Source organism: Pseudonocardia wallangbongensis, from assembly GCF_054486945.1.
The window spans coordinates 287,703-308,254 of sequence record NZ_JBRERS010000006.1 but is presented as its reverse complement, the minus strand read 5'-3'; the positions used below and the strand labels follow the sequence as shown (position 1 = coordinate 308,254).

The 20,552-nt window shown below is 72.8% G+C and carries 25 protein-coding genes; 14 read left to right on the top strand and 11 right to left on the bottom strand.

The genetic code is table 11. The annotated features are described in order from the left end of the window. The first annotated feature begins 31 nt into the window (after positions 1–31). Both ACU436_RS23560 and ACU436_RS23555 read left to right on the top strand, forming a co-directional pair. Positions 32–853, top strand: a complete 822-nt coding sequence (locus tag ACU436_RS23560) for a class I SAM-dependent methyltransferase (protein ID WP_459028714.1) — start codon at positions 32–34, stop codon at positions 851–853. A 174-nt stretch (positions 854–1,027) separates the two neighbouring features. After that, positions 1,028–1,927, top strand: a complete 900-nt coding sequence (locus ACU436_RS23555; protein ID WP_459028712.1) for an EamA family transporter — start codon at positions 1,028–1,030, stop codon at positions 1,925–1,927. Here the strand turns inward: ACU436_RS23555 and ACU436_RS23550 are convergent. Further along, on the bottom strand, positions 1,906–2,877 hold the full coding sequence (locus ACU436_RS23550; protein ID WP_459028710.1) for a DUF5914 domain-containing protein: 972 nt from the start codon (positions 2,875–2,877) through the stop codon (positions 1,906–1,908). The genes ACU436_RS23555 and ACU436_RS23550 overlap by 22 nt on opposite strands. Before the next feature lie 339 nt (positions 2,878–3,216). Further along, on the bottom strand, positions 3,217–4,281 hold the full coding sequence (gene corA, locus ACU436_RS23545) for a magnesium/cobalt transporter CorA (RefSeq protein ID WP_459029096.1): 1,065 nt from the start codon (positions 4,279–4,281) through the stop codon (positions 3,217–3,219). 287 nt (positions 4,282–4,568) lie between these two features. Here corA and ACU436_RS23540 point away from each other — a divergent pair, with 287 nt between their 5' ends. After that, positions 4,569–5,072, top strand: coding sequence for a MaoC family dehydratase (locus ACU436_RS23540; RefSeq protein ID WP_459029094.1), 504 nt, complete (start codon positions 4,569–4,571; stop codon positions 5,070–5,072). 161 nt (positions 5,073–5,233) lie between these two features. Here the strand turns inward: ACU436_RS23540 and ACU436_RS23535 are convergent, their stop codons facing one another. Further along, positions 5,234–5,599 (bottom strand): winged helix-turn-helix transcriptional regulator, encoded by a 366-nt coding sequence (locus ACU436_RS23535; protein WP_459028708.1) that lies wholly within the window; start codon positions 5,597–5,599, stop codon positions 5,234–5,236. A 145-nt stretch (positions 5,600–5,744) separates the two neighbouring features. Between ACU436_RS23535 and ACU436_RS23530 the strand changes: the two genes are divergently transcribed. After that, positions 5,745–6,902, top strand: a complete 1,158-nt coding sequence (locus tag ACU436_RS23530; protein ID WP_459028706.1) for an MFS transporter — start codon at positions 5,745–5,747, stop codon at positions 6,900–6,902. On the opposite strand, the gene ACU436_RS23525 is transcribed toward ACU436_RS23530, so the two are convergent. Then, positions 6,891–7,286, bottom strand: coding sequence for an NUDIX hydrolase (locus ACU436_RS23525; protein ID WP_459028704.1), 396 nt, complete (start codon positions 7,284–7,286; stop codon positions 6,891–6,893). The two genes, ACU436_RS23530 and ACU436_RS23525, sit on opposite strands and share 12 nt — an antisense overlap. A 100-nt stretch (positions 7,287–7,386) precedes the next feature. Here ACU436_RS23525 and ACU436_RS23520 point away from each other — a divergent pair, with 100 nt between their 5' ends. From ACU436_RS23520 to ACU436_RS23500, 5 genes are all read left to right on the top strand, one after another. Continuing rightward, entirely contained in the window at positions 7,387–7,545 is a 159-nt protein-coding gene (locus ACU436_RS23520; protein ID WP_459028702.1) for a hypothetical protein, read from the top strand. A gap of 4 nt (positions 7,546–7,549) precedes the next feature. Then, entirely contained in the window at positions 7,550–8,086 is a 537-nt protein-coding gene (locus ACU436_RS23515) for a PH domain-containing protein (protein ID WP_345606614.1), read from the top strand. Between the two features lie 39 nt (positions 8,087–8,125). Further along, the gene (locus ACU436_RS23510; protein WP_459028700.1) at positions 8,126–8,998 is read left to right on the top strand and encodes a PHP domain-containing protein; all 873 of its coding nucleotides are present in this window, start codon (positions 8,126–8,128) and stop codon (positions 8,996–8,998) included. Between the two features lie 345 nt (positions 8,999–9,343). Further along, on the top strand, positions 9,344–10,180 hold the full coding sequence (locus tag ACU436_RS23505) for a RecB family exonuclease (protein WP_459028698.1): 837 nt from the start codon (positions 9,344–9,346) through the stop codon (positions 10,178–10,180). Beyond that, positions 10,159–10,470: a hypothetical protein gene (locus tag ACU436_RS23500; RefSeq protein WP_459028696.1), complete on the top strand. Its 312-nt coding sequence runs from the start codon at positions 10,159–10,161 to the stop codon at positions 10,468–10,470. The genes ACU436_RS23505 and ACU436_RS23500 overlap by 22 nt, the downstream gene beginning before the upstream one ends. Here the strand turns inward: ACU436_RS23500 and ACU436_RS23495 are convergent. The 3 genes from ACU436_RS23495 to ACU436_RS23485 are packed head-to-tail and all read right to left on the bottom strand — an operon-like array spanning position 10,433 to position 12,269. Beyond that, positions 10,433–11,236 carry an oxygenase MpaB family protein gene (locus ACU436_RS23495; protein WP_459028694.1) on the bottom strand — a complete coding sequence of 268 codons (804 nt, stop codon included), beginning with the start codon at positions 11,234–11,236 and terminating at the stop codon, positions 10,433–10,435. The genes ACU436_RS23500 and ACU436_RS23495 overlap by 38 nt on opposite strands. 38 nt (positions 11,237–11,274) lie before the next feature. Further along, entirely contained in the window at positions 11,275–11,634 is a 360-nt protein-coding gene (locus ACU436_RS23490; protein ID WP_459028693.1) for a PPOX class F420-dependent oxidoreductase, read from the bottom strand. Beyond that, complete coding sequence (locus ACU436_RS23485; RefSeq protein ID WP_459028691.1) at positions 11,631–12,269, bottom strand: TetR/AcrR family transcriptional regulator; 639 nt, start codon at positions 12,267–12,269, stop codon at positions 11,631–11,633. The genes ACU436_RS23490 and ACU436_RS23485 overlap by 4 nt, the downstream gene beginning before the upstream one ends. Positions 12,270–12,335: 66 nt before the next feature. Here ACU436_RS23485 and ACU436_RS23480 point away from each other — a divergent pair, with 66 nt between their 5' ends. After that, complete coding sequence (locus tag ACU436_RS23480; RefSeq protein ID WP_459028690.1) at positions 12,336–12,986, top strand: hypothetical protein; 651 nt, start codon at positions 12,336–12,338, stop codon at positions 12,984–12,986. Positions 12,987–13,305: 319 nt separating this feature from the next. On the opposite strand, the gene ACU436_RS23475 is transcribed toward ACU436_RS23480, so the two are convergent. Both ACU436_RS23475 and ACU436_RS23470 read right to left on the bottom strand, forming a co-directional pair. Beyond that, positions 13,306–14,565 carry an Rv3212 family protein gene (locus tag ACU436_RS23475; protein ID WP_459028688.1) on the bottom strand — a complete coding sequence of 420 codons (1,260 nt, stop codon included), beginning with the start codon at positions 14,563–14,565 and terminating at the stop codon, positions 13,306–13,308. Positions 14,566–14,597: 32 nt separating this feature from the next. Next, complete coding sequence (locus ACU436_RS23470; protein WP_459028686.1) at positions 14,598–16,250, bottom strand: DEAD/DEAH box helicase; 1,653 nt, start codon at positions 16,248–16,250, stop codon at positions 14,598–14,600. A 386-nt stretch (positions 16,251–16,636) separates the two neighbouring features. Between ACU436_RS23470 and ACU436_RS23465 the strand changes: the two genes are divergently transcribed. Both ACU436_RS23465 and ACU436_RS23460 read left to right on the top strand, forming a co-directional pair. Next, positions 16,637–17,305: a ferritin-like fold-containing protein gene (locus ACU436_RS23465; protein ID WP_459028684.1), complete on the top strand. Its 669-nt coding sequence runs from the start codon at positions 16,637–16,639 to the stop codon at positions 17,303–17,305. Between the two features lie 104 nt (positions 17,306–17,409). Beyond that, positions 17,410–17,637, top strand: a complete 228-nt coding sequence (locus tag ACU436_RS23460; protein ID WP_075952342.1) for a DUF3107 domain-containing protein — start codon at positions 17,410–17,412, stop codon at positions 17,635–17,637. Positions 17,638–17,697: 60 nt separating this feature from the next. Here ACU436_RS23460 and ACU436_RS23455 read toward each other — a convergent pair whose 3' ends face one another. Continuing rightward, a complete protein-coding gene (locus ACU436_RS23455) occupies positions 17,698–18,009 on the bottom strand; it encodes a DUF4873 domain-containing protein (RefSeq protein ID WP_459028682.1) in 312 nt (103 codons plus the stop codon). Then, on the bottom strand, positions 18,002–18,676 hold the full coding sequence (locus tag ACU436_RS23450; RefSeq protein ID WP_459028680.1) for a TetR family transcriptional regulator: 675 nt from the start codon (positions 18,674–18,676) through the stop codon (positions 18,002–18,004). The genes ACU436_RS23455 and ACU436_RS23450 overlap by 8 nt, the downstream gene beginning before the upstream one ends. A 59-nt stretch (positions 18,677–18,735) precedes the next feature. Here ACU436_RS23450 and ACU436_RS23445 point away from each other — a divergent pair, with 59 nt between their 5' ends. Both ACU436_RS23445 and ACU436_RS23440 read left to right on the top strand, forming a co-directional pair. Beyond that, positions 18,736–19,605, top strand: coding sequence for an SDR family NAD(P)-dependent oxidoreductase (locus ACU436_RS23445; protein WP_459028678.1), 870 nt, complete (start codon positions 18,736–18,738; stop codon positions 19,603–19,605). Further along, positions 19,602–20,498: an AurF N-oxygenase family protein gene (locus ACU436_RS23440; protein ID WP_459028676.1), complete on the top strand. Its 897-nt coding sequence runs from the start codon at positions 19,602–19,604 to the stop codon at positions 20,496–20,498. Before ACU436_RS23445 ends, ACU436_RS23440 begins: the two co-directional genes overlap by 4 nt. The last annotated feature ends 54 nt before the right edge of the window (positions 20,499–20,552 follow it).

Here is a 20,552-nt window from a genome sequence, read left to right as displayed (position 1 = left end):
GGTCGCCCCCTGATGAGACAGGATGCGAGGTGTGACTCCGAAGCCAGGCCCGATCGAGCGGGGCGGGGTGGCGCGCTCGTTCGATGCACACGCACGCACCTACGACAAGCTCGTCGGCTCCAATCCCGGCTACCACGAGCACCTGCGGCTGACCACCAAGAGGATGGGCCTACCGGACCGGGGCGCAGGGCTGCGGCTGCTCGACGTCGGCTGCGGTACCGGCGCATCCACCGCCGCGCTGCTCGACGCCGCGCCCGAGGCGGAGATCACCGCGGTCGACGCGTCCTTGGAGATGCTCGCGCAGGCCCATCGCAAGACGTGGCCGCGCACCGTCCGGTTCGTGCACGGCAACGCCGAGAACCTCGCCATGAGCGGCATCGTCGGCCCGTACGACGGCATCCTCGCCGCGTACCTCCTGCGCAACCTCGTGCACCGGGACGCCGCGCTGCGCCAGTTCCAGCGTCTCCTGCGTCCCGGCGCTCCGCTCGCGATCCACGAGTTCTCCGTGCGCGACTCGCTGCGCAGCCGCATCGTCTGGACGGCGGTCTGCTGGGGCGTGATCATCCCCATGGCCCGCATCCGCGCCGGCTCCACCGATCTCTACCGCTACCTGTGGCGCAGCGCGCTGCAGTTCGACGGCGTCACGGAGCTCAGCAGGCGGCTCACCTCGGCCGGCTTCGAGGACATCCGGGTGCAGACGGTCCCCGGCTGGCAGCAGCACATCGTGCACACGTTCCTGGGCAGGCGGCCGCCGGACCCGGCTTCCGGAGCGGCCGCCCCGACCGAGGCGGAGGTCGACGCGGAGGCGGCCACGCCCGCCGAGGGCATCGACCTGACGAAGCCGCCCTCCTGACCTGGTGTACCGGCCGGGTAAGGTGGCCGGGTGCACCGGATGTACCCGATCTGCCCGCCGCCCCGCTCCTAGCGGGGCCGTCCACGTCGCCGCCCATCCACAGGGCGGGTCTTCTCGGGCCGATCGGCCCCGCTTCAGCGACCCCTTTCCTTCGTCGCAGGAGCGCGTACACCCGTGTCCACACTTCGCACCACCACCCCGTCCTCCGGGGTGTCCTTCCTCGTCCTCGCCGGCGTCCTCTGGGGGACCGGCGGCCTGTTCGGCCGCATGCTCGGCGACGCCGCCGGCCTGTCCTCGTTCGCCGTCGCGACCTACCGCCTCGCCGTCGGCGGCCTGCTCCTCCTCGGGTACCTGCTGGTCACGGGTGCGCGGCTGCCGCGCTCGCGCGCCGCACGGGCCCGCATCACCGCCGTCGGGGCGCTGGCGGCGCTCTTCCAGGTCGCCTACTTCACGGCCGTGTCGCTCACGTCGGTGACCGTCGCCACGCTGGTGACGATCGGCTCCTCGCCGGTGCTCGTGCTCCTGGTGCGGCCGCGCAGCGCCGAACGGCGCGGGCTCGTGGCCGTCGGGTTGGCGCTGTCCGGCCTCGTGCTGCTCGTCGGGGTCCCCACCGACGGCGGCCCGTCGGCGGTGGCCCTGCTCGCCGGCGCGGGATGCGCCCTCGCCGCTGCGGCCGGTTTCACGGCGATGTCGCTGATCGGTGCCCGGCCCGTCCCCGGCCTGGACGCCATGACGACCACCGGTGCGGGCTTCACGTTCGGCGGGGCGCTGCTGGTTCCGCTCGCCGCGGCGACGTCCGGGCTGTCCTTCGTGCCGACGCCGGCCGCGTTGGGGCTGGTGCTGGCGTTCGGCCTGGTGCCGACGGCCGTCGCGTACACGTGCTACTTCCGGGGCCTGCGCGGTGCGCCGGCCGGGGTGGGCGTGCTGATGGCCCTGCTCGAACCGCTGACGGCGGCCCTGCTGGCCGCCCTGCTGCTCGGCGAGCGGCTCGGCCCGGCCGGCATCGCCGGGGGCCTGCTCCTCTGCGCGGCGCTCGTGCTGACGGCCCGCGGTCAGGGGCGGCGCAGCGCGTAGCGGCGTTCGGCGTAGGCGATGTCGTCGCGCCACAGCCGTCGCGCCGCGACGCCCATCAGCGGGCGCAGCGCGCCGGCGACCCGCCGGGCGTGGCCGAATCCCGGACGGTCGGAGTAGGCGATCACCGCTTCGATGACGGCGGTGCGGGGCCGGCCGTCCGGGCCCGGCCGCAGGGGCGTGGCGTGGGTCTCGACCACCGAACCGGTGCCCTCGCCGTCGACGATGCGCATGGTCACCGTCCGCGCGTCGGGGCAGGTGAACTCGGCGTGCACCGGTACTCCCAGGCGGGGCCCGACCGTGAACGTCACCTCGACGAGAAACCGGTCCTCGCTCGACGGGCAGTCCTGCGGTGGGGCGCTGAGCACCCGCAGCGCCGTGAACGAGTACGGGTGGAACCAGGCGCCGTGCCACGGGTCGAGCCGGTTGGCGACCACGTCCTCCGGCTCGCACCGGCCGATCACCGTGGCCACGGCCGGGACGCAGCGGTCGGCGGGCGGCCGCGGGCCGAGGACCGGGGTGTCGGTCGGGCCGGTGCCCGCCTCGTCGAGGCGGACCCACGCGAGCACGCCGTCGTCGTACGCCGGTAGGGGGCGCCATCCGGGCCGGCCGTCGCGGTCGAGCGCGAGCCCGTGCCACCGGCAGACGACACGACCCCGGTGCACGGGGGCGTCGCAGAGCGGGGCCCCGAGGTGTGGGCAGGCGCCGGGGCCGGCGTGGAGAGCGCCCGCCTCGTCCCGCCACGCCACGATCTCCCGGCCGGCGACGACGCGCCCGAACGCCCTGCCCGGGCGCACCTCCCGGCTCGCGGCGACCACGTACCAGCCGCCCGCGGGGCGTTCGAGCGCGCGGCGCAGGGCGGCCCGGATGAGCCCCGGCGCGGCGTCGGCCCAGGTCGGCCGCTGGTCGGCCCACGCCGGTCGCCGGAGCCTGCGCAGCGGACCGGCCTTCACACCCAGGAGGCTAGTGTCCCCCGCCGGAAGTCCGCCGAATAACTCGGCGGCCCAGCTCCACCCTGCGCGCACCGGTCGACGACCCGAGTACGCCCGGTACGAGGGCCGCCGCCCGGCACCCGCAGCGAGAACCTGGATCCACCGACTTACCCAACGAACTTCCGGCGGGGGACACTAGTGGTCCCCGCCGGACGTACGGCACGCATCTCGACGGCCCAACTTCCCGCTGGCTGCACCGGCGAACCGGCCGAGTACGCCCGGTACGAGGCCGGCCCGCCGGCGCACCCAGCGGAAACCTGGATCCGCCGATACACGCACCGATACTTCCGGCGGGAACCACTAGAGCCACTGGTTGCGGCGGAACACCCGGAACAGCGAGAGACAGCTGACGATGATCACGAGCCACACCATCGGGTACCCGAACGACCAGTGCAGCTCGGGGATGAAATCGAAGTTCATCCCGTAGATGCCGGCGATCATGGTCGGGACCGAGATGATCGCGACGTATGCGGTGATCTTGCGCATGTCGGTGTTCTGCCGCAGGGTGATCTTGGCCAGCGCGGCGTCGATCAGCGTGGTGAGCAGCTCGTTGAACCCCGCGATCCGCTCGGTGACGGTCACGAGGTGATCGTCGACGTCGCGGAAGTACGACCGCACGTCGTGCGGCACCAGCGAGCTGTAGCCCTCGGTGAGCTTCCGCACCGGAGCCGCCAGCGGCACCACCGCGCGACGCAGCTCCAGCACCTCGCGCTTGAGGACGTAGATCTGCTCGGAGTCGACGGTCGAGCGTGGGGCGAAGACCCGGGTCTCCATCTCCTCGATGTCGTCCTCGATGGCGCCGGTGACGTCGAGGTAGCTGTCGACGATGTGGTCGGAGATGGCGTGCAGCACGGCGGCCGGGCCGAGCGCGAGCTGCTCGGGGTCGCCTTCGAGGGCGAGCCGGACGTCGTGCAGCGAGGAGTGGTCGCCGTGCCGGACGGTGATGACGTAGTCGGGCCCGAGGAACACCATGACCTCGCCCGTCTCGACGACCTCGTGCTCGGCGCCCTCGTTCGGCCGCCCGTGGTAACAGACGGTCTTGAGCACCATGAACAGCATGTCGTCGTAGCGCTCCAGCTTGGGGCGCTGGTGGGCCTGCACGGCATCCTCGACGGCGAGCTCGTGCAGGTCGAAGACGTCCGCGATGCCGGTGATCTGCTCCTCGTCCGGCTCGTGCAGCCCGATCCAGACGAAGGCGTCGTCGTCGCGCTCGCGGACCTCGGCGAGTGCGCGCTCGTGCGTCCAGCGCCCGGGGAGGCGCCGGCCGTCGACGTACACCGCGCAGTCGACGACGTAGGCCGAGATCGGGACGCGCAGCTTGTTGGAGAGCACGGTGTCGCCCCGCACCTGGCGGTGGGCGCGCATGGTGGGGCGGAGAGCGGACAGGGGCGGCACGGAGTACCTCCTGAGATCGATCGGGTCGACACGAGCTGGGCTCGTGGCGCGCGCGTGCAGATCGCGCCCCGACCGGGGAGACCGTCAGCCGATCACCGTGTCGGGAACGCGGCGACTACTGCATCCGGGTGCCGTCGGCACCGCGCTCACCTCCTCATCGGTGTGTGCAGGGCCATGTCCGCGCTCGGCGGGCACAGCGGGTCCAAGGGTTAGATTACCCCCACCTGTCCTGCTCATCGGCGATGGAGGCGGCAGCGTTGCAGTTCGGCCGGTACTACGAGGAGTTCGAGGTCGGCGCGGTCTACAAGCATTGGCCGGGCAAGACGGTCACCGAGTACGACGACCACCTCTTCTGCCTCCTCACGATGAACCACCACCCCCTTCACCTCGACGCCCACTACGCGGGGGAGACCACCGACTTCGGGCGCAACGTCGTGGTGGGCAACTACATCTACTCGCTGCTGCTGGGCATGTCCGTGCCGGACGTCTCGGGCAAGGCCATCGCGAACCTCGAGGTCGAGTCGCTCAAGCACGTCAAGCCGACCTTCCACGGCGACACGATCTACGGCGAGACCGAGGTGCTGGACAGGACCGAGTCGCGGTCCAAGGACGACCGCGGGGTGGTGTACGTCGAGACCCGGGGCTACAAGCAGGACGGCACCGTGGTGTGCACGTTCCGCCGCAAGGTGATGGTGCCCAAGCGCTCGTACGGCGAGTCGCGAGGCGGGGAGCAGCCCGCCCGGCCGGAGCCGAAGATCTAGGAGCGCCCTGAACAACTCGGGCCTACTGCGCGACGCCCAGGCGGCGCCCTCGCCGCGTTGGACGATCGCGCGGATACAACAGCGGTATCGGCCCGACCGTCCGCCTTGTGATGACACCACCTGGACGCCGCTCGCTACGGCCGGAGCTGTTCAGGACCCTCCTAGACGGTCGCCTCCGCGCAGAGCGCGCCGCCCCGGATCTCCTCCAGCCGGGTCTTGCGCTCGCACCCCCACGCCCCCAGGGGCCGCAGCGCCTCGATGAGGGTGGTGCCGGAGGGCGCGAGCGAGTACTCGACCTTGGGTGGCACGGTGCCGTGCACCTCCCGGTGCACCACCTCGTCCCGCTCCAGTTCTCGCAGGTGCTGCGCGAGGACCTTCTCGCTGACGCCCGTGACCGCGCGCCGCAGCTCACCGAACCGCTTCGGGCCGCCGCCGAGCGCCCAGAGGATGAGCACCTTCCACTTGCCGCCGACCACGTCGATGCTCGCGTCGAGCCCGGACACGAACACCTCGCACCTCTCGGGCATGCACGCACCTTTCGGTAAGTGGTTACTCGAATGTGGGTACTTGTTCTTCTCGCATTGCCGAACGACGATCGTCTGCGTCGTATTCCTCCGGCCCCAAGGCCGTGATGACGTGCGGAAACAAATTCTTCGAGAGGAAGAGATCGTCGTGTCGCCCACCATCTTCGCCCTCTTCCTCGTGGTGTTCGGATTCACCACGGGCGAGTTCGTCGTCGCCGGCATCCTGCCGGACGTGGCCGCGGGCCTCGGGGTGTCGGTCCCCGCGGTCGGCCTGCTCACCACCGCCTATGCCCTCGGGATGATCGTCGGTGGCCCGGTGCTCACGGTGCTCACCGCACGCATGCCGCGCCGGCCGCTGGTGGTGGGCCTGATCGCCGTGTCGGTGCTCGGCAACCTCGGCTCGGCGGTGGCGCCGAACCACACCGTGCTGCTGGTGGCGCGGTTCGCGTCCGGTCTGGTGGTGGCCACGTTCTTCGCCGTGGCCATCGCCACGGCGGTCGCGGTCGCGCCGGCGGGCCGGCAGGCGTCGGCCGTGGCGCAGGTGACGCTCGGGCTGAACCTCGGGCTGGTGCTCGGCAGCCCGATCGGCACGGCCATCGGGCAGCAGCTCGGCTGGCGGGCGACCTTCGTGGCGGTCGCCGTGGTCACGCTCGCCGCGGTGCCGCTCGTGCTGCGCCACGTCCCGGCGGCGCCCGGGAGCAGCGGCTCCGTTCTCTCCGAACTGCGCGTCCTCGCCGCCCGCGACGTGCGGCTCGCGATCGCGCTGTCGGCGGTGGGCAACGTCGGGGTCGTCACCGTCTTCACCTACATCGCGCCGCTGCTCACCGACGTCAGCGGGTTCCCGGCGGGGGCCCTGCCGGTGCTGCTGCTGGTGTACGGCGCGGGCGCCGTCGCCGGGAACGTGATCGGCGGCCGGCTGGCCGACCGGGCGCTGCTGCCGTCGGTCGCCGGGCTGCTCGCCGCGCTGGCTGCCGTGCTGGCGCTGTTCTGGCTGGTGAGCGCGGTTCCGGCGGCCGCGGCGGTCCTGACGTTCACGATCGGCGTGCTCGCCTTCGCGGTGATCCCGGGCATGCAGACCCGGGTGGTGGCCACGGCCACCGCGGCCCCGACCCTCGCGGTGGCCGTCAACGCCTCCGGCTACCAGCTCGCCGCCGCGTTCGCCGGCTGGCTGGGCGGCCGCGTCGTCGCCGGGCCGGGGACGGCGGCGATCCCATTGGTCGGCGCGCTGCTCACCGTGGCCGGTCTCGGGCTCGCGCTCCAGATCCTCCGCCGCGAGCGACGCGCCGCCGTGCCGTCACCGGGGTAGTGCGTTCCACCCCCGCAGCGTCTCCACCAGCAGCGGCACGAGCGGGAGCTCGCGCAACGCGGCGGTGTCGCACCAGCGCGCGTCGAGCGCGTCGTCGCCGGCGACCAGGCTGCCGCCGACCACGCGGCACCGGTAGTCGGCGATGTCGTAGGGCCCGCGCCGGACCCGGCCGACAAGATCACCCGGTTGGATGACGAGGCCGGTCTCCTCGGCCATCTCCCGGACGAGCGCGGCCGCGTCGTCCTCACCCGGCTCGACGCGCCCCCCCGGCAGTGACCAGAGGCCGCGACCAGGCTCGTTCGCCCGTTGGACGAGCAGCAGCCTGCCCGACTCGTCGTAGGCGACTCCCCCCACACAGGGGACGGAATCCTCACCCAATGTCATCAACGGCCACCATACGTCCCCGCGCGCCGGATACCCTGGACACGATCGGTGCGGTACAAATCAGATGCAGGTCTCCGTCCCGTCCAGAACGGTGGTTGTGGTGAACGTCAAGAAGATCGTCGGCTTGCTCGCGATCGCGTTGCTCCTCTTCTTCGTCTTCACACAGCCGGACAACGCGGCCGGGTCCGTCACGAACATCGGCACGACGCTCCGGGACGGCGCGGAGTCCGTCATCCGCTTCGTCACCCAGCTCGTCTAGCCCGATGCTCGCCCCTCGCGAGATCGACGAGTACCTGCTCCCCACGGAGCGCAGGGTCATCCGCGTGCGGCAGCACTGGGCGGTGATGATGAACCACGTCAGCTCCACCGCGCTCTTCCTGCTCGCCCTGGTGATCGGGGAGCGGCTGCTGCCCGACAGCATCCTGATCGACAACCTCGCCTGGTACCTGGCGCTGGTGGCGGTGCTGCGGTTCACGATCCTCACGATCCTGTGGTGGATCGAGCGCATCGTCATCACCGACAAGCGGGTGATGCTGGCGCAGGGCATCATCACCCACAACGTCGGCATGATGCCGCTGGGCAAGGTCACCGACCTCACGTTCCAGCGCACCCTCGGCGGCCGCATGTTCGGCTACGGCACCATCGTCGTGGAGTCGGCGGGCCAGATCCAGGCGCTCAACCGGATCGACTACCTGCCTCGCCCCGAGGAGATCTACGAGGCGCTCTCCGAGCTCGTGTTCGGGGAGAAGGGCAAGACACGCGCCACCGGGATGCTCGCCCGGCCTCGCTGGCGCCGCTGACCCGAACGCCCCCGCCGGGGAGCTGGGATAGCCTCAGGCGTGCCCCGCCCCCGCATTGACCTGCACACCCACTCCACCGCGTCCGACGGCACGGACCGCCCGGCCGAGCTCGTCGCCGTCGCCGCGGCGGCGGGTGTCGACGTGCTGGCGATCACCGACCACGACACCACGGCCGGCTGGGCGGAGGCTGCGGCGGCGTTGCCACCGGGGATGCGGTTGCTGCGTGGAGCGGAGTTCTCCTGCACGAGCCCCACCGGTCGCGGGGACCGGGACGTGGCGGTGCACCTGCTCGGCTACCAGTTCGACCCGGAACACCCCACGATCGTGGCCGAGCAGAGGCGCCTGCGGGCCGAGCGCGTCGAGCGGCTGCGCCGGATGACCGAGAAGATGGCGGCCGACGGGTATCCGGTCGACCCCGACACGGTGTTCTCGTTGCTGCCGGACGGCGCCAGTGCCGGACGGCCCCACCTGGCGCGTGCACTCGTCGCGGCGGGCGTGGTCGGCTCGGTCAGCGAGGCCTTCGCCACGCTCCTCTACAACGGCAGCCCCTACTTCGTGCCGAAGACCGACACGCCGGTGCGGTCGGCCATCGACATGGTGCGGGCCGCGGGCGGGTTCGCGGTGTTCGCGCACCCCCTCGCCCGCAGGCGCGGGCGGGTGGTGGAGCCGTCGGTCATCGCCGAGCTGAACGCGGCCGGGCTCGCGGGCGTGGAGGTCGACCACCCCGACCACGTTCCCGAGGACCGAGCGCTGCTCCGGCGGCTCGTCGCCGACACCGGGCTCGTCGCGACCGGGTCGAGCGATTACCACGGCACGAACAAGACCACGCCGATCGCGATCGAGACCACCGATCCGGAAGCCCTCGAGGAGTTGCTCGACGCGACGACCGGGGTCGAGGTCCTCACGGGCTGACGCCTGGCCGGGTGGTCGGATGCGAGCGACGTCACGACCGCTCTGTCCGATTGCCGCACCGCGCACGCCCGGCACGATGTCCCTCCTCGTTCGACGAGGTGAGGGAGATGGGATGAACGACGGCCAGGACGTCGGGTCGTGGCGGGAGCTCGGCGGGCATCTGAACACCGCCGTGGTGCTCGCCGGAGGCGTGCTCGTCGGTGCCGTGAACATCTACGTTGCGGCGAGCCTGCTGCCCACGGCGGTCGCCGACATCGACGGGGAACGGCTGTACCCGTCGCCGATCCGCCCGGCCCCCGTCAGGGGTCGCGACCGGACCGGGTGGACGGCGACTACCGTGCTCGCGTGGACGGCGCGCAGCTCGGGTTCGACTTCGCCACCACCCGGCTGGTGCGGGTCACCCCGTCCAGGCTCAGCACGTGGGACGACTGCCCGCGCCGGTACCGGATGACCTATCTGGACCGGCCGGCGCCGTCGCGGGGCGGTGCCCGGGCGGGGAGCACCCTCGGCGCCGTCGTGCACCTCGCCCTGCGGGCGCTGTTCGACCTCCCGCCCGCCGAGCGCACCCCGCGGGCGGCGGCACGGCTCGTGGACCGGTACTGGAACAGCGAAGGCTTCCGCGACGCCGACCAGGCCGCAGACCACCGGGAGCGTGCCCGCGGCTGGCTGGTCGAGTACGCCGCCGAGCTGGAACCGGACGCCGAGCCCGTCGGCCTGGAACGGTGGGTGTCCGCGACCACCGACCGGATCGTCGCCGAGGGCCGCGTCGACCGCATCGACCGCCGCGGCGCCGAGCTGGTGGTCGTGGACTACAAGACCGGCCGCCGGGTCCCGACGTCCGCCGACGCAGGCGCGTCGCGGGCGCTGGCCCTCTACGCGGTGGCGGTGGAGCGCACGTTGCACCGCGAGTGCGTGCAGGTGGAGCTGCACCACCTGCCCAGCGGCACGGTCGCGGCCTGGCGCCACGACGCGGCGTCCCTGGGGGAGCACGTCGGCCGGGCGGAGGCGAGCGCGGCCGAGCTCGACACCGCGGCCGTCGAGCTCGCCGCGGGCGGGAACACCGACGTGCTGTTCCCACCCCGCCCTGCCCCGCGCTGCGGCGCTTGCGACGTGCGCCGGCATTGCCCCGAGGGCCGGACCGCCGCACCCGAGGAGTTGCCGTGGGCCGGTCTCGCCCCCTGACCCGCGTGCCGGAACTCCGGGCGATCCGCCTGCTGCGCGGGTTCTCCGGAGTGCTGGCCGGGGGGATCGTGGCGCTCGCGGTGGCGCTGCTCGTCGCAGGGATCGTGGCGCAGCAGCGCCTGATGCCGGGGCCGGGTGCGGTGTCGATCGGCGGGCACGTGGTGGCCGCCGTCGCCGCGGTGCTGCTCCAGCGCCGGGCGGATCGGACCGCGGGCCCCCGCGCCGCCGGCTGGGCGCTCGCCGTCGTGGTCCTCACTGCGGTGGTGCTGGCCGTCCAGTGGCTCGTCTGAAGGTCAGGAGCGCGGCGCGCACGGTCGCGAGCCCCGCGGTGGTGACGGCATCCCGGCCGGGCAGCAGCGGGATGCCGTAGAGCTGCTTCGCCCAGTCCGGGAGCAGCCCGACGGCTACCGCGGCCACGAACGTCCACGCGGGTCGGGCGGGCGTGAACAGCGCGAGTCGCCACGGCAGCGGGGCGAGCACCAGCCGGGCCGCGGCCCGCCGCGCCACCGGGCTCGCCGCGAGCTCCGGCCGGACGGCCGCGAAGTAGGCCTCCACCGCGGCGCGGTCGGCCGGCAGGTCGGTGGCGCCCAGGAGCGATCCGGCCCGCACCTGCTCGGCGAGGAAGCGGTCCTCCTCGGCCGCGTCGATCAGCCCCAAGCGGCGGACGGCGGAGGCGAACGAGCTGACCTCGCTGACGTGCACCCAGCGCAGGAGGTCGGGGTCGTCCGCGGAGTAGGGCAGGCCGGTGACCGCGTCGATGCCGTGCACCCGCCGGTGGATCCTGCGCACCCGCGCGGCGGCCTGCTCGGTGGTGGCCAGATCGGCGAACGCGAGCGTGGTGACGTAGCCGACGGTGCGCTGCAGCCGGGGCCAGAAGTCGTCGGGGAAGGACGAGTGCTGTTCCACCCCCGCCATCGCCCGCGGGTGCAGGGCCTGCAGGAACAGGGCGCTGATACCGCCGATCAGGGCGGCCGGGTCGCCGATGACGTGACGCGTGGCGCTGCCCCGTGGGAAGAGCCCCTCACTCGTGCCAGGAGAGGGCGATGCGGTACTCACCCCACCAGGATCGCCCGATCGGGCATGCGAGCGCGAGTTCAGGAGCGCGATCCGTGGCGGCGTCCCGACTCCTCCACCGTGACCTCGTAGGTGATGGGCAGATCGCGGTAGACCAACCGGGCGAAGAGCCAGAACCGGGTTCGGACCCCGGAGCCGTCGAGACGCCGCGCCCGGCCGCGCACGGAGGGGCCGGTGGGCTTTCCGGTCGGTGTCGACGGTGCAAGGGTCACCTCGGGGTTGCGGGCCAGCCGCTTGGTTTTCGCGGTCCTGGCCCGCGTCATGAAGTAGGCCTTGCCGTCCCTGATCCGTACGTTGACCGGGGTGCCGACGCCGCTGCCGTCGCGTCGGTAGGTGGTGAGCAGCGCCACGCCGGACTTCTTCAGCATCTCGGCGCTCATCGCGGCCTTCCCGGGTCCAGCAGCTCGCGGCCGAGCGCCTCGATCCACCAGCGCTCGATCTCGTCGGGGCGCCAGCCGCGCTCGGTGGCCAACGTGGTGTAGACGTCGATGTTGCACAGGGCTGCGTAGACGTCGACGGCGGTGTGCACATCCAGACCGGGCCGAAGGGTGCCGCCCGGCCACGACGAGAACGCCCGGATGCGGGTTTCGTCGGCCCCCCGGCGGCCTTGCTCGTAGAAGTCCGCCAGCTCCGGCTCGGTTCGGCCGGCCTCACGGATCAAGGCGATGATGTCCCCGGCGCGTTCGAAGAGCCGCCGGTCGTACCCGGCCATCTCGGTCAGGTGCCGGCGCGGATCTGTGATGGCCGCCAGCTCCTCGAGCATCTGCGGCAGGCCTGCGGAGAGGTCCGCGGCCTCGACCAAGGCCTGGACCAGGCCCGTCTTGCTCTGAAACGCGGCGTAGACGGTGGGCACCGAGACCCCGGTCTGGCGGGCCACGTCCCGAATGGTCGTCGCCGCCCAGCCCTGCGCGAGGAACAGCTGCCGAGCCGAGCCGGCGATCTCGGCTCGGGTCTGCTCGGCCTGGGCCTGCCGCCGCGCCGAGCTGTAGGGGCGCCGCCCGGTCCGCTCTCCCATCCTTGCGCGCTCCTTTCGTTCCTTGTATTGAATATAGCATGCGTCAAGTCAACATGGAGGGTGGCAATGAGCTTCACCGGTCTGGCGGGCCTGGGCGGGATCACGTTCGTACTGGTGGGGATCGCCCTCAACGTCATCTACGTCCGCGTCGGGCTCCCGCTCCCGACGTCCGGGAAGGACCTGGACGCCGTCACCAGCTCCTTCGCGACCATCGGCGATGGGCTCAAGAGGCCGTCGGTGGTCGCTCCGGTCCTGTGGCTGTGCACCACGGTCTTCGCCGCCGGGCTGATGTCGGTGCTGTGGCGAGGTGACGCCGACCAGGGCGCGTGGGCACTGGTCGGCTTTGCGGGCGTGCTCATGCAGAACGCCACCTTCACCTGCGTCGAGGCGCTCCGGTTCGGCATGGCCACCGCCGCAAGGCACGGCCGCGGCCCGGTCGCAGGCCTATGGGGCCTGAGCAACGTGCTGTTCACCTTCAACCAGGTGTTCCTGGCCATCGCGGTCCTCGGCTTCACCCTCGCCGGGGTCGCCGCCGGAATCGTTCCCGGCTGGCACGCCTGGCTCGGCTACGCCGCCGCCGCACTCCTGTTCACCTCTTCGCTGGCCGGCTCCCACAACGCCGAGGGCGCCAACCGCCTCGGACCGGCCGGCCTGATCGGCTGGCTCGGGTGGGCGAGCTGGATCATCGCCTACAGCGTCATCCTGCTGCGCATCTAGCGATCCGAACCGGGAGTCCACGCATCCGGTGTGGGTGGATGTGTCCCGTCGACCGGGTGCGTGGTCGGGCCCCGGGCCTGGGCTCGTCGCCGGCGCCGGCCGCTCCCGGGGGAGCGGGGCCTCCGGTGGCGCCGCGCATCGTGCGGTCCCTCCCGGGCAAATCGCGGATGTCCGGTTCATGTCACGGATCCGCTGACCGCATCCCTCTGCGGGCCGGCCGCTTGGCCGCATCGGCGATCGGGGTTTCGGCGCGATCGTCCGTCTTGCGATGACACCACCTGGACGCCGCTCGCTACGGCCGGAGCTGCTCAGGACCCGCCTAAGCGGGCCTCAGCGCCACGATCTCGCCGGCCTGCTGTTCCAGCAGCATCTCGCCCAGCGTGGCCAGCCGCACCGGGCCGGGCGGGCGGTCCACGGGGATCGTGCGCAACTCGGCGCCACCGGGGTCGAGCACCCGCAGCCCGCCCGGCACCGGCACGAGCCACCCGTCGGCGTAGGGCACGGCCGGGCCGAGCGCATCCGGCGCGGTCCACTGCGGGACGAGGTCGCCCCCGTCAAGGGCGATCGTCCGCGAGCCCGTCCACCAGGTGACCCGGTGATCGGCGGTGGTGGTGGCCGCCACCCCGCCCGGGGGATCGGCGAGGTCGGACTCCGGCACGTCGAGCGGGTGCTCACCCACCTGCTGGCCGGCGTGATCGAACAGCAGCAGCCGGGGCGGGCCGGGCAGCGCCACGGCCACCCGTTCGGCCGAGACCGCCACGATCACCGCGCCGGGGCCGGGCAGCAGGACGGAGAAGTCGACCTCAGGCTCCTCGGCTCCCTTGTCCCCGTCGTCGGCGACCAGCGTGAGCCGGTCGCTCCCCTCGCCGGGGCAGCGCTCGACGAGGCCGAGCCGGTCGCCACCGATCGCCGTGGAGGCGTGCGTGCACCGGGGTCGCGGCTGCTGGTCGACCTGCACCGGAACCGGCACGTCGCCGTACTCGAGTGTCTTGACGAGGTCGCTGCGCATGACCTCCAGGTATTCGGCCCCGGTGGCGACGACCGACGATCCGGAGGCGAGCAGCCGGGTGCCGGGGCGCACGTCCGGATTGCTCGCCGCGGCCCGCGCACCGGTGTCCGGGCGCAGGGCCGTGAGCTCGCTGCACCACTCGGAGTCCTCCGCGTAGAGCGCGAGCACCCGGCCGCGACCCCCGTCCGCGCGTGGGAACCCGGCCGCGACCGTGCACAGCCTGCGGTCCCGCTCGTAGCTCCAGCGCTCCTCACCGGTGAGCGCGTCGCGACCGACGACGAGGTTGCCGTCGGCCGTGACGACCGCGGGCCCCGCGACCACCGGAACGACCGTGGCGCCACTGGGCGCCCGCCACGCCTCGGCGACAGCCGCGGGCATGCCAGCCGCGGCCGGCGGCGCCACGATCGGCTGGTCCGCAGGCCGGGAGGACGTGTGGGCCGCGTCGCTCGTGGTCCACAGGACGGCGGTGACGCCGACGACGAGCACGGTGAGCGCCGCCGCCACGACCACGTCGCTGCGGCGCCGCCGCTCCGGCCGCGCCCGGGGCGGGCGCGGCCGGTCGGGGATCACGGGCGCCAACCCGGCCGCCCCGCCATTGGTGCTCAGCTGGCGGCCGCGTCCTGCGCCTCGCCGCCGACGGCATCGACGCCCGCGTTCTCGCGCCGACGGGCACCGCCGCGGCGCCTGCGCCGCCTGCGTGCACCCTCTTCGCGCGGTGCGGCGTCCTGCCCGTCGTCCGGCCCGGTCTGCGGCGCGGCGGCCTCGGTGCGCTGCTCAGGGGCGCCCTCGGCGGAGCCGTCGGATCCGCCGATCGTGACACCGGCCCGGCTGCGCGTACGCGCCCGCGAACGGCGCGCCCGCGGGGCCACCACGTCGTCCTCGGTGCGGCGCGAGTTCGGCTTGGCGCGCCGCCGTCGGCCACCCTGGTCACCCTCGGTGTCGAGGTACTCGGCGTCCAGCCCCGGCCGGGTGCGCTTCGAGCGCGGGAGCCGGCCCGTCGCGCTGCCGGGGATGCCGAGCTCGGAGTACAGGTGCTCCGATGTCGAGTACGTCTCGACCGGCTCGTCGATGCCGAGGCCGAGATCGTCGCTGACCATCTTCCAGCGCGGCATCTCGTCCCAGTCGACGAGCGTGACCGCCACGCCCTCCTTGCCGGCGCGGCCGGTTCGGCCGATCCGGTGGACGTAGGTCTTCGAGTCCTCCGGGCACTGGTAGTTGACGACGTGGGTGACGTCGGTGACGTCGATGCCCCTGGCGGCGACATCGGTGGCCACCAGCACGTCGACCTTGCCGGAGCGGAACGCGCGCAGCGCCTGCTCGCGGGCACCCTGGCCGAGGTCGCCGTGCACGGCGGCGGCGGCGAACCCGCGTTCGGCGAGGTCGTCCGCCACGCGCTGCACCGTGCGCTTCGTCCGCGCGAAGATCATGGTGAGACCGCGGGCGTCGGCCTGCAGCACCCGGGTGAGCAGCTCGACCTTGTCCATCGCGTGGGCGCGGTAGACGAGCTGCCGGGTGCGTTCGTGGATGGAGCCCTGGTCGGACTCCTCCGCCCGGATGTGGGTCGGACGGTGCAGGAACGTGCGCGACAGCTGGATGATCGGGCCCGGCATGGTGGCCGAGAAGAGCATCGTGTGGCGCTGGTCCGGGAGCATCCGCATGATCCGCTCGACGTCGGGCAGGAAGCCCAGGTCCAGCATCTCGTCGGCCTCGTCGAGCACGAGTGCCTTGACGCGGCCCAGCACCAGATGGCGCTGCTCGGCGAGGTCGAGCAGCCGACCGGGCGTGCCGACCACGACGTCGACGCCCTTGCGGAGGGCGGCGAGCTGCGGTTCGTAGGCGCGGCCCCCGTAGATGGCCGTGACGCGGACGCCGAGGTGCTTCCCGGCGTCGGCGATGTCCTTGGCGACCTGCACGCACAGTTCGCGTGTGGGCACCACGACCAGCGCCTGCGGGACGTCCTTGGTGCGGTCGGCGGCCTCACCGTCGACGCCGGCTGCGGGCTGCTCCGATGGCGGGACGACGCGCTGGAGCAGCGGGACGCCGAAGCCGAGGGTCTTGCCCATGCCGGTGCGGGCCTGGCCGATCACGTCCTCGCCGGCGAGCGCGAGGGGGAGCGTGAGCTCCTGGATCGCGAACGTGCGCACGATGCCGGCCTCGCCGAGCGCCTTGACGATCTCGGGGCGGACGCCGAGCTCGGCGAACGTGGGCGAATCGGACCGGACCGCGGCTCCGGCCTGGAGGGGATGCGCCTCCACGACCTCGTCGGTCGGGTCGGCGCCGGGGGGGTTCTCGATTGAAGTGTCGCTCTCGACGGACAGGTTGATCGCCTCTCTCCGCGCACAGGAGCCCGAGGCCGGCTCGTCGACCACCGGCGCGGAGCGCTCGGGTGGGAGAGCTGACGAGGCGCTGTACGCACCATGTCGTTGCGGAGCCGACGCGCTACGCACCGGCGACGCTGGTAGGCGCGCACCCGTGTGTGGGCGCTGCGCTGCCGCACATCCTACCGGTTCACGGGCCCGCGTGTCCCACCGCACGCGGCCCATCCGGGCGGTCCTGTGCGGCCGTCCCGTGGCCCGGGCGGTATCGAACCGATCATCGTGACGTCGGTCACGAGCGTCGTGCGGGCACTAGGCTCCGCACCATGGGGACTGCGCGGGCGGTGGACAAGGCGGTGGCGGATCGAGCCACCGTCGACCTGCTCGGCGTGCTGGCCTACGGGGAGCTGTCGGCGTTCGACCGCCTGGCCGAGGATGCGCGGCACGCGCCCACCCTCGGCGGTCGCGCCGCGCTGTCCGCGATGGCGGCCGCCGAGATCGGGCATTTCCGGCGGCTCGAGGAGCACCTGGGCGGTTTCGGGGTGAGCGTCGAGGACGCGATGCGGCCGTTCGTGGCGCAATGGGATGCCTACCACGCATCCACTGCGCCGCGCAGCTGGCTCGAGTCCCTCGTCAAGGCGTACCTGGGCGACGGGCTCGCGGCCGACTTCTACCGCGAGATCGCCGGCTGGCTGCCCGGCCCCACCGGCGACCTCGTGCAGCAGGTGCTGGCCGACACCGGCCACAGCGCGTTCGCCGAGCGCGAGGTGAAGTCGGCCTGCGCGAGCAGCAGGCAGGTGCACGACCGGCTCGCGCTCTGGGGGCGCAGGCTGCTCGGCGAGGCCGTCACCCAGGCCCAGCACATCGTGGCCGAGCGCGACGAGCTGGCCGAGTTCATCGTCTCCGGGTCCGGTGACCTGTCCGGCATCGCCGCGTTGCTCAAACGCCTGCAGTCCAACCACGGCAAGCGGATGGCCAGGCTCGGGCTCGCGTGAGCTCGTTCGCCCACGGCAGAGCGCCCATGCCCTCTCACGGGCCAGCGCTCGGCTAGCCTGGGCCGCGCATTCAGCTCGGACGACGTGACCAGGAGGTTCCACCGGTGGAGGTCAAGATCGGCATCGCGGAGAGCGCGCGCGAGCTCGTGGTGTCCAGCGACCAGACGCCGGACGAGGTCCAGGCCCTGGTCGACGACGCGCTCAAGGACGCGGACGGGCTGCTCCGCCTCGTCGACGACAAGGGCAGGCGGTACCTCGTCCGCGCGGCCCAGATCGCCTACGTGGAGATCGCGCCCGCCCAGGCCGGCCGGGTGGGCTTCGCGATCGGCTGATCCCATTGCCGTGAGTGGATACGAGTGCTCGAGCACTCGTATCCATTCGCGGCGTCTTCGTCAGTCGGTGAGGTCCGGCTCGTCGATCCGGAACGGCGGCGTGCCTACGCCGGTCAGGCGGTAGCGGCCCCACGGGTCCACGTCGCCGATGCGGGCCTCGGCCCGGCCGGTCTCGGTGCGCAGTTCGACCGTGCCGCTGTGGATGTCCCGCCCTTCGCCATCGACCCGCACCCGCCCGAACCAGTGCAGCCGCCCGTCGTGGGGCTCGTGCCGGGTGTCCAGCTGTGCGTGGACGGGCACGTCCTGCCCGTCGACGGTGAGGACGGCGGGGCCGGTGTAGCCGTCCTCGTGCTCGTGCTCGTGCTCAGCCACGGTCCACCTCCGGCGAAGGCATCGGCACGGGCTCGTCCGCCATCGCGATGACGCCGGAGATGCCGCCCCAGATGAGGGTGGTCAGGTAGTCGGTGAGGGCGGCGCGGCTCATCGTGCGCCGTTCGAGCCACCAGTCGCCCGCGCTCTGCACCATCCCGACCAGGCCCTGCGCCCACGCCTCCGCGCCCCCGGAGTCGAGGCCCAGCGAGCGCAGCCGCTCACCGATGATCATGGAGAGCAGGCGGGCGATGTGCTGGCGGGCGTCCTCGACGATCTCGGCCCCGGCCTCCCGCTCGATCGGGTGGTGCACGACGAACCGCCACAGCTGCGGCTCGGCCTCGATACCCGCGAGGAAGGCGTCGATCACGCCGCGGATGAGCTGTGCGGGCTCCCGGGCGGGGTCGAACTCCGGGGCCATCCGGTTCAGCAGCATCTCCGCGGCCTTCTCCCCGACCGCCCGCTGCAGGTCCGCGCGGTCGGTGAAGTGCCGGTAGAGCACCGGTTTCGTGATGCCGGCCGCCGCCGCGAGCTCCGCAACGGACACACCCGGCCCGCGCGTGCGCACCGCCTCGATCGCGGCTTGCACCATCTCGGTGCGGCGTTCGGCTCGTCGTTGCTGCCGCTGCGCCGAGGTGCTCGGCTTGACACGGGCTTCGTCACGATGCACGGTACTTGTGGTAACAGTTACCGGCGGTAACATGCAAGTGTCGTCTGGAGGCTGGTTCGATGGCACGCACAGCGGCGTCCACCAGGATGCCCGGCCGGGTGCTCGTCACCGGGGCGGCCGGTGGCTTCGGGGCCCCGACCGTCACGCGGCTGCGGGAACAAGGCGCGCAGGTGGTCGGGCTCGACGTGACCGGGAACGAGGCCGCGGGCGTCCTCGCCTGCGACATCACCGACACCGCGGCGGTCGAAGCGGCCGTCGCCGGGGCGGTGCAGCGGCTGGGCGGGCTGGACGCCGTCGTGCACTACGCCGGCATCGGCACCCCGAACGACGCGGGCGGTCCGCTCGAGCCCGACGCGCTGCGCGTCGTCGACGTCAACCTGCTCGGCGCCTGGCGCGTCACCGCGGCCGCCCTCCCGGCACTGCAGGCGGGCCGGGACGAGCGCGGCGCGCGGCGCGGCCGCACCGTCTTCGTCGCCAGCGAGCTCGCATACGTGACGCTGCCGTTCGTGTCGGCCTACAGCGTCGCGAAGCGCGGGATGACCGCCTACGCGGACGCCCTGCGCTTGGAGTACGGCACGGAACTGCACGTCAGCACCGTCTACCCCGGGTACGTGCGCACCGGCATCCACGCCGCCGGGCGGGAGGCCGGGTTGACGCTGGAGGGCCAGGTGCGGCGCGAGGAGGTCGAGGACGTCGTCGGCACCGTGCTGCGCACCCTCGGCGCCCCGCGACCGCCCCGCGACACCGCCTGCACCCGCGCCGGGAACCTGGAGCTGTGGGCAGGCCGGCACCTCCCCGCCGCGGTCGGCGCCATCGCCGCCCGGCGGATCCGCAAGCAGGCCGCCTCAGGGCGGTTCGACGGCTCGCCGCTGGCGGCCGGTCTCGTGGGGCGGCTGACCGGTCGCACACCCGAGAGGAGCCCGCGATGAACGTCAAGACCCTGAACGACCGCGAGGCGACGGCGGAGCGGCTGCTCCGCTCGTCGCTCGACCACTCCTACGAGCCCAGCATCGACATCGACTGGGAGGCCCCGCTCGCCGACGGCACGTGGGGCATGCCGCCCCACCGGGTCTCGCTGTACGGCACCGAACTGTGGGAGGGCCTCACCGAGGAGCAGCGGCGCACGCTGTCGGTGCACGAGGTGTGCAGCATCGCTCGCATCGGCCTCTGGTTCGAGATCATCCTCATGCAGATGCTCCTGCGCTACGCGTACGACCGCGACCCGCGCCGCCAGCACATCCAGTACGCGCTCACCGAGATCGCCGACGAGTGCCGGCACTCGATCATGTTCGCGAAGATGACCGAGCGCTACGGCGTGCCGGACTACTCGCCGCGACGGTTCACGCACGAGCTCGGGCGCTTCTTCAAGACCGTCGCGACGGGTCCCGCGATGTTCGCCGGCACGCTGTTCGTGGAGGAGATCCTCGACCAGCTGCAGCGCGAGGCGATGCGCGACGACACCGTGCAGCCGCTCACCCGCATGGTCAACCGGATCCACGTGACCGAGGAGGCCCGGCACGTCCGCTACGCCCGCGAGGAACTGATGCGGATCATGCCGCGGGCGAACGCCGCGGAGCGTGCCCTGTCCCGCTTCCTCTCGGCGCGGGTCGCGTTCGTGGTGGCCCGCAACCTGATCCACCGCGACGTCTACACGTCGGTGGGCATCGATCCCGCCGTCGGGCACAAGGCCGCACTGGCGAACCCGCACCACCAGGAGACCCTGGCCTGGTCGGCGCGCAAGCTGGTGCCGTTCCTGCGGGAGCAGAAGCTCATCGGCGGTCCGAGCGAGGCACTCTGGCGCAAGGCGCACCTCATCCGATGACGGCTGCACGATCCGTCCGCGTCACCGCCCGCGAGGTTGTCGCGCCGGCGCCTG

What these genes read in the sequence shown, in the direction of transcription:
- corA (WP_459029096.1), bottom strand. Translation starts at nt 4,281, where the DNA reads ATGCGCGCCCACCGCCAGGTGCGGGGCGACACCGTGCTCTCCAACAAG.
- ACU436_RS23490 (WP_459028693.1), bottom strand. Translation starts at nt 11,634, where the DNA reads ATGAGCGCCGAGATGCTGAAGAAGTCCGGCGTGGCGCTGCTCACCACC.
- ACU436_RS23515 (WP_345606614.1), top strand. Translation starts at nt 7,550, where the DNA reads ATGCTCGCCCCTCGCGAGATCGACGAGTACCTGCTCCCCACGGAGCGC.
- ACU436_RS23485 (WP_459028691.1), bottom strand. Translation starts at nt 12,269, where the DNA reads ATGGGAGAGCGGACCGGGCGGCGCCCCTACAGCTCGGCGCGGCGGCAG.
- ACU436_RS23535 (WP_459028708.1), bottom strand. Translation starts at nt 5,599, where the DNA reads ATGCCCGAGAGGTGCGAGGTGTTCGTGTCCGGGCTCGACGCGAGCATC.
- ACU436_RS23465 (WP_459028684.1), top strand. Translation starts at nt 16,637, where the DNA reads ATGGGGACTGCGCGGGCGGTGGACAAGGCGGTGGCGGATCGAGCCACC.
- ACU436_RS23445 (WP_459028678.1), top strand. Translation starts at nt 18,736, where the DNA reads ATGGCACGCACAGCGGCGTCCACCAGGATGCCCGGCCGGGTGCTCGTC.
- ACU436_RS23480 (WP_459028690.1), top strand. Translation starts at nt 12,336, where the DNA reads ATGAGCTTCACCGGTCTGGCGGGCCTGGGCGGGATCACGTTCGTACTG.
- ACU436_RS23525 (WP_459028704.1), bottom strand. Translation starts at nt 7,286, where the DNA reads ATGACATTGGGTGAGGATTCCGTCCCCTGTGTGGGGGGAGTCGCCTAC.
- ACU436_RS23440 (WP_459028676.1), top strand. Translation starts at nt 19,602, where the DNA reads ATGAACGTCAAGACCCTGAACGACCGCGAGGCGACGGCGGAGCGGCTG.